At 55.4% G+C, this 6,282-nt stretch carries 5 protein-coding genes and 1 pseudogene; 4 read left to right on the plus strand and 2 right to left on the minus strand.

Annotation, left to right across the window (positions count from 1 at the left end; all coding sequences use genetic code 11):
* Positions 1-255: 255 nt before the first annotated feature.
* Positions 256-888 (minus strand): tyrosine-type recombinase/integrase, encoded by a 633-nt coding sequence (locus tag ACN0SD_RS20730; RefSeq protein WP_417810058.1) that lies wholly within the window; start codon positions 886-888, stop codon positions 256-258.
* Positions 889-1,177: 289 nt separating this feature from the next.
* Here ACN0SD_RS20730 and ACN0SD_RS20735 point away from each other — a divergent pair, with 289 nt between their 5' ends.
* Both ACN0SD_RS20735 and ACN0SD_RS20740 read left to right on the plus strand, forming a co-directional pair.
* Positions 1,178-1,837 (plus strand): winged helix-turn-helix transcriptional regulator, encoded by a 660-nt coding sequence (locus ACN0SD_RS20735; protein ID WP_417810059.1) that lies wholly within the window; start codon positions 1,178-1,180, stop codon positions 1,835-1,837.
* A 95-nt stretch (positions 1,838-1,932) separates the two neighbouring features.
* A complete protein-coding gene (locus ACN0SD_RS20740; RefSeq protein WP_417810060.1) occupies positions 1,933-2,292 on the plus strand; it encodes a group I truncated hemoglobin in 360 nt (119 codons plus the stop codon).
* 446 nt (positions 2,293-2,738) lie between these two features.
* Here ACN0SD_RS20740 and ACN0SD_RS20745 read toward each other — a convergent pair whose 3' ends face one another.
* Complete coding sequence (locus tag ACN0SD_RS20745; protein ID WP_417810061.1) at positions 2,739-3,758, minus strand: IS110 family transposase; 1,020 nt, start codon at positions 3,756-3,758, stop codon at positions 2,739-2,741.
* A 537-nt stretch (positions 3,759-4,295) separates the two neighbouring features.
* On the opposite strand from ACN0SD_RS20745, the gene ACN0SD_RS20750 reads away from it, so the two are divergent.
* Positions 4,296-4,733, plus strand: coding sequence for an FGGY family carbohydrate kinase (locus tag ACN0SD_RS20750; protein ID WP_417810062.1), 438 nt, complete (start codon positions 4,296-4,298; stop codon positions 4,731-4,733).
* A gap of 289 nt (positions 4,734-5,022) precedes the next feature.
* A pseudogene (locus tag ACN0SD_RS20755) lies at positions 5,023-6,012 on the plus strand (integrase core domain-containing protein).
* The last annotated feature ends 270 nt before the right edge of the window (positions 6,013-6,282 follow it).

Below are 6,282 nucleotides of genomic sequence, written 5' to 3' on the forward strand. Positions count from 1 at the left end.
TCGCTGAGCTCCAGGTCCGCATCGCCGTCCTGAACGGCTACACTGCGCTCGGAATCCCGATCACGGAGCCTGTGGGATAAGTCTGTCCGGGGAAGGGGTAACCTCGTCTATCACATGATTTGTGCAACAGAGCCCCTGATGGGGCTGAATCAACAAACTCAAATGCTGCGCTATGTATGAATGACAGCTTCAGGAATCTCCGGAAGGGCAAGTCGAATGTCGGCTCAGGGCCGTCCGTGAAGACGGCCCTGCTGTCTATATTTCAATGGCCTCTGAGATGGCGAGGGCGTCTTCGAGCTCGACACCAAGATAGCGAACAGTGCTGTCCATTTTGGTATGCCCAAGCAAAAGCTGGACGGCGCGCAAGTTTCCCGTCTTTTTGTAAATCTGCGTTACCTTCGTTCGACGCATCGAGTGGGTGCCATAGGCGCTTGCTTCGAGACCGATTGATGTCACCCAATCACGAACGATCCGAGCATATTGCCGTGTCGAGATGTGAAGCCGTTCGTGAAAACGTCCCGGCCAGAGATATTCGGACCCTATCATGAGCGTGTCTTGCATCCATTTTGCCATCGATGCCTGTGTGCCGTCCGAGATTTCGAACCGCACCGGATTCTGCGTCTTGCTTTGCAAAACGGACGCCCGCTCCTTGATCTGGCCAGTCGACATAACGTCGACGACCTTCATCTTGACCAGATCGCAGCCACGCAGCTTGCTGTCGATCGCCATATTGAACAGAGCCAGATCACGATGGTTCTCTGCCAGCTCAAGCCGAACGCGGATCGCCCAGACATGCTTGGGCTTGAGCGGTCGCTTTTGCCCAACGATGCGGCCCTTGTTCCAAGCAGGCCGAAGCGCACGAATGGTAGGTAAGTTTGGTGTTTGCATGACTGATTCTCCGATCCGCCATACCCTCCCTCATCGACAACCCGACGTTGACATCTCAATTTATCACGAAGTGCTGCGGCGCATCCGAGGTCCGCTTTGAGACCGTGTTGCAGAGTGCTGAACTGGTCGAAAAGCAGCTATGCAGGTTCCGGCTTTCCTTCTGATCGCTCCGCTGAAATTCGAATGATGTTCTGCGCTTATAATGCTAGACTGCAGCTTTAGGTCATTTTGGCCTTTTGAGGTCGCTCGAATGACGAGAGGGAGCTATCAGCAATTCTGCCCGGTTGCGATGGCATCCGAAGTTCTCTGCACGCGATGGACCATGGTTCTTGTCCGTGAACTTCTGGAAGGCTCTACGCGGTTCGGGGACCTTCGGCGCGGCGTTCCCCGGATGTCGCCCACACTTCTGTCACAACGTCTGAAGGAGCTTGAGGCTGCCGGGATCGTCGTGCGCGCGCCTGTAACCGATGAGGTGGGTATTTACGAATATTTGCTGACTACGGCCGGGCGGGATCTCAAACACATCATCGAATCTTTTGGTATCTGGGGGCAGAAATGGATAGAGACCCAAGCCACTTTAGAAAACCTAGATCCTGCGCTTTTGATGTGGGACATGCGGCGCAACATCAACCCTGCGCCGCTGCCATCGCAACGAACTGTCGTGCAGTTCTGCTACCCCGAACTCCCCACCAATCGTCGCGAATGGTGGCTGATCATTGATCCCAAAGCAAAGATCGAAGTCGATCTGTGTGCGACGGATCCGGGGTTTGAGGTTGATCTTTGTGTCACCACGGACCTCAAAACCATGACTGCCATTTGGATGGGGCTATATTCGGTGAAAGAGTCTCAATCGAAGCTCTTGGTTGATGGAGACCCTGCATTGGCCCGATCCATGGCCCGATGGTTGGGCCTCAGTCATTTCGCCGCGCAAAAGAAGATCGCGGGCTAGCTGTCGCCCCCCTTGAGAGTCCAGTTTCAGGACTATCGGTAAGATCTTATTTCTTTCACCCTTAGTCAGGCCCCTCTAGGACAATGGAGAAAGCTATGACCGATACTCTTTATGCGCGCCTCGGAGGCGCTAACGCAATCGCCCAAATCGCATCCGACCTCGTCGATAACCACATGGCTAATCCGTTGATTGGCAAGCGTTTCGCGGGCAGCGATCCGGTCGCTATGAAAAAGAAGGCAGCTGATTTCTTCTCGATGGGCTCGGGCGGGCCCAACACGTATGACGGGCTAGACATGCTTAGCGCGCACAAACACATGAATATTTCCGACAATGAATATATGGCGGCCGTCGATGATCTGATGAAGGCGTTGACGAATGCTGATGTGGGGGATCATGAGAAAGCCGAAGTGCTGTATATCTTCCACACCCTTCGCCCCAATGTCGTTGGTGTCTGAATGACGCGTAGCATGATTCATTAGGCTTCATCGCTGGAGCCGTCCCAGAGTGCTTTCGAGAAAAGCGCGCCCGCCGCATAGGGGCGCCTCTTCCGCAGGGCGACCGGCTGGTTTTCGAAAATGCCGCGCGATGCACGAATGGCTGGTCTGGTGAAGCCGCGCTGCGGCGAAGACCTCTGCCTCGAACGTCCTCTGTGGGTGGCTCCTGCATTGCAAGCGTTTTCTGTCGATGTTTGCGGTCATTTTCGTCAGTACTGTCGTCTGTCCGGCCTGTTTATGTTTTGGCATTGCCTCCACTGGCCCTGATGAATTCCGCGAGCGAGGTTCCAATCGGGTTATCGGCCTCTGAAGAGGGCCGCAGCCATTCCCGGAGTGTCCTTGCTCTTGGTTGACTTAATTCCGCATCATCACTTCAACGTCTTGCATCTCGTAGGCAGTCGGCGCGGTCAGAACGCGGGCTGCCGGTATTCCTGTTTCTTTGTGAGTATCGCCCAGATGGAACGCGCTGCTTTGTTTGCCATCGCGACTGTTGCCAGCCGGAACGGTTTCTCCGCGATGATCTTCGCCGTCCACAAATCTACTTTTTCAGGTGAGCGCTTCGCCATCACGGCGCGAGACGTCATGCCGACGACCAGAAGCTTGCGAATGTAGCGGTCGCCAGCCTTTGTGATCTTGCCCAATCGCTCCTTGCCGCCACTGGATTTGTTGAGCGGGGTCAGCCCCAGCCAAGCCGCTAGATCGCGCGCGGTGCGGAATTGTTTTGCGTCCCCGATCGTGGCGACAATGGCCGATGCCGTTATTGGCCCAATTCCTGGCATGCGCATCAATCTGCGCGCATCAGCATTTAGCAGAGCATGTTGTTCGATCATCTTTGAGTAGCCTTCGATGCGCTCGTTCAAACCGATGAACTGATAGCATTGGATACCAAGCATTCCGTTCGCGATCTCGGGCATATCCGGGTGATCACCGTCAAGGTGGCGCTTCGCAAAGGCCGTCACCGCTTCGATCCCTATAGGTAAGATATGCCCGAACTCGCGCAGCAGACTGCGGATCATATTGGCCAGCTGGGTGCGCTGCCGGACTGCCAGATCCCGCGTGCGGTGGATCGATAGAATAGCCTGTTGATCCTCGGTCTTGATCTCGACAAAGCGCATCGTCGGGCGCCTGACGGCTTCGCAAATTGCCTCCGCGTCCACCGCATCTGTCTTTCCGCGTTTGACATAAGGCTTCACATAGTTTGCTGGCATTAGCCTGACGTCATGACCAAACTTGCGCAACGTGCGACCCCAGTGATGGGCTGATCCACAGGCCTCCATTCCGACCATACATGGTGGCAGCGTCTCAAAGAACGCCAAAAGCTTCGCACGCTTGATTGCCTTGTTGAAGATCACGCGCCCACTCTCAGAAATACCGTGAACTTGAAAAACATCCTTGGCCAAATCTAGGCCTACTGTCTTAACTGTCATTGAGTGGCTCCTTTCCTAGCAGTTCATAACAACTGCACTTTGGCACATTCGATGCCGGTGGAGCAGGAGCCACCCACCTCATCCGGTCAGGGCCGAAAACTGCAATTTTCTAGCCCTTGCTCTGCTTTTGTCATGGATGAAGGAGACCTAGCTCTTCTGGCTCGGGTCGGGGCGCGCGCTCGATCGTCGCGGGGTCGATCTCACGCATAGTCAGCTGAGCGTTCACCCTGCGGGCAGCAGGACCTGCGCGAAACCATCTCGACCTCCTAAACGATAAGATGAACCAGAAATCCCCCGTTGTTCAAATCCCCAAATCAGTCCCACGGGTGCTGACGTCAGACGAGCAAGTAGTTGGCGGCGCTATGGAGCGAGCTTATATCCGCACGGATCTCTTGTAACAATGCCACTTCCTAATGTGCCGGGCATTGACACGTTAACCAGTGGGGTCTTAGGCGAAGTTGGGAAGCCGCCTCAGTAGCTCCTGCCAGTGCCGCTGCGTGATCTGTCTCGGGTTGGCGTTCGCTTGTTGATGTCGCTATGGATGTTGGCAGCGAACGAGGGGAGGTAATCTTGGTGGGTGAATTATTCATCGGAATCGATGTTGGAACCGGGTCCGCTCGAGCGGGATTATTCGACGCTCTAGGGGGCCTTCTGGCAGTGGGTAAACACCCGCTCGACATCTGGTCTGACGATCTTGGTCGTGTCGAACAGTCGAGTGCGCAGATATGGCAAGCCGTATGCGCTGCCGTGCGCGAGGCTTTAACCAAGGGACAGGTCGACGCCCGGAACGTGGCGGGTATCGGTTTCGATGCGACCTGTTCGCTTGTTGTCGTCGATGCGCAAGGCGGGCTGGCGGTGAGCGACAGCACTTATCCAGAGCGCGATGTCATCGTCTGGATGGACCACCGAGCGCGCGATCAAGCGAAACGGATCAATGAGGGCCGCTCCAGTTCTATCTCGCGCTCAAGGTGTTGAAAGATCGGGCCGTAGCGCGGGTTGTCGATCACCAGTTGCGTCACCTTTTTGCGCGCAGCCTCAAGCCGTGCAAAATGCGCTGCAGGCACACGCGCAGAGCCACGCGCCCGCTGCGTGTCTCCCTGCATGTGATGTGCCTTTGGCTGTCCCAAAACAGTGCTCCTGTTGGCGCGCGAGAGCCCCTCGGCGCGCGAAAATTGTGCCGCTCGGATCAGTGAAGATTGTAGATATGCCGTTACCCGTGGGACATCTTCTTTAACCTCCCAGTTTTGGGACGAATTAGATGTGCATGACCAAGGATCAACGCGAGATTCAGCGCAAGCTGCGAATACTGAAATACGCAGATGAGATCGGTCACGTCGCGAAAGCTTACCGCTATTTTGGGACCGGCCGATCCAGTTTCTATCGGTGGCGGCAAGCCTACGGTGGACGCGGCGAAGCGGGCTTGATCAACGCGCCGCCGATCCCAAAATGGCACGCCAACAGGACACCGCCCGAGCGCGAAGAAAAAATGCTTTATCTTCGCCGCAAATACCACCTCGGCCCAATGCGGATCGTTTGGTGTCTGGAGCGCGATCACGACATCAAAATGTCTGACGCGACCGTTTCACGCATCTTGCGCCGCCATGGCATGAACCGCCTTCCGCGTGGCACCCGTATGCGCAAAGTTCACACCAAGCGCTATCAGAAACAGGTGCCGGGGCATCACATCCAGATGGACGTTAAGTTCCTGACGTTCAAAGGTGAAAAGATGCGCCGATTTCAATATGCTGCGATTGACGCTTCTCAGACATGTAAACATGTCTTGCCAGCCAACGGATGCGACGCGGGTTCGGGCTCTAAAGATTTACGAAAGACACACTCAGGCCAATGCCATAGATTTCGCAAATCACATCATCGAAAAGTTCCCATTCCGCATCCGAGAAATACGCCCCCCCTCTCGGGATCATGCTGCGCATAACCCTGCCGGGCAGCGGACAACGGCCATGAGTTCCAAACGAAATTCCATTGGCATCTCAAGGATCTGGGCATCCGCCACGCCTACATCAAGCGCGGGACGCCCCAGCTCAACGGAAAGGTCGAATGATCGCACCGCTCTGACGGCCAGGAGTTCTACCAACTCCTCAGCTACAAAGGCGATGTCGATCTCGAAGCGAAATTGGACGAATGGAAACGCTTTTACAACTTCCATCGACCGCATGGTGCCCACAACGGAAAGACGCCTTACGAAGCCCTCAGAGAAAAGCTAAAATCGGTGAATTGGATGTCCCACGGGTAACCGCACCTTACACGCGCTATCATCCGCTGCAATCAATCCCGCAGTTGGGCGCGTCAAATCCCCGCAATGGCGGTAGTCGATGTCATATGCACTGGTCGCGACGACATTACCGTACTCATCCGTATCGACCCGGACGCGGAGCGTGCGCGAAGCGAATATCTTGTGTGGCTTGTTATCCTGATCTTCTTCGCCGACTTCTAGGGTCAGGATGCATTGATTTCGACACTCAGTTCTGATTCACGGCTCTGCAAAAGGGAGCGGTGATATGAG

The organism is Thioclava sp. (genome assembly GCF_048263065.1).
Classification (GTDB): Bacteria; Pseudomonadota; Alphaproteobacteria; order Rhodobacterales; family Rhodobacteraceae; genus Thioclava.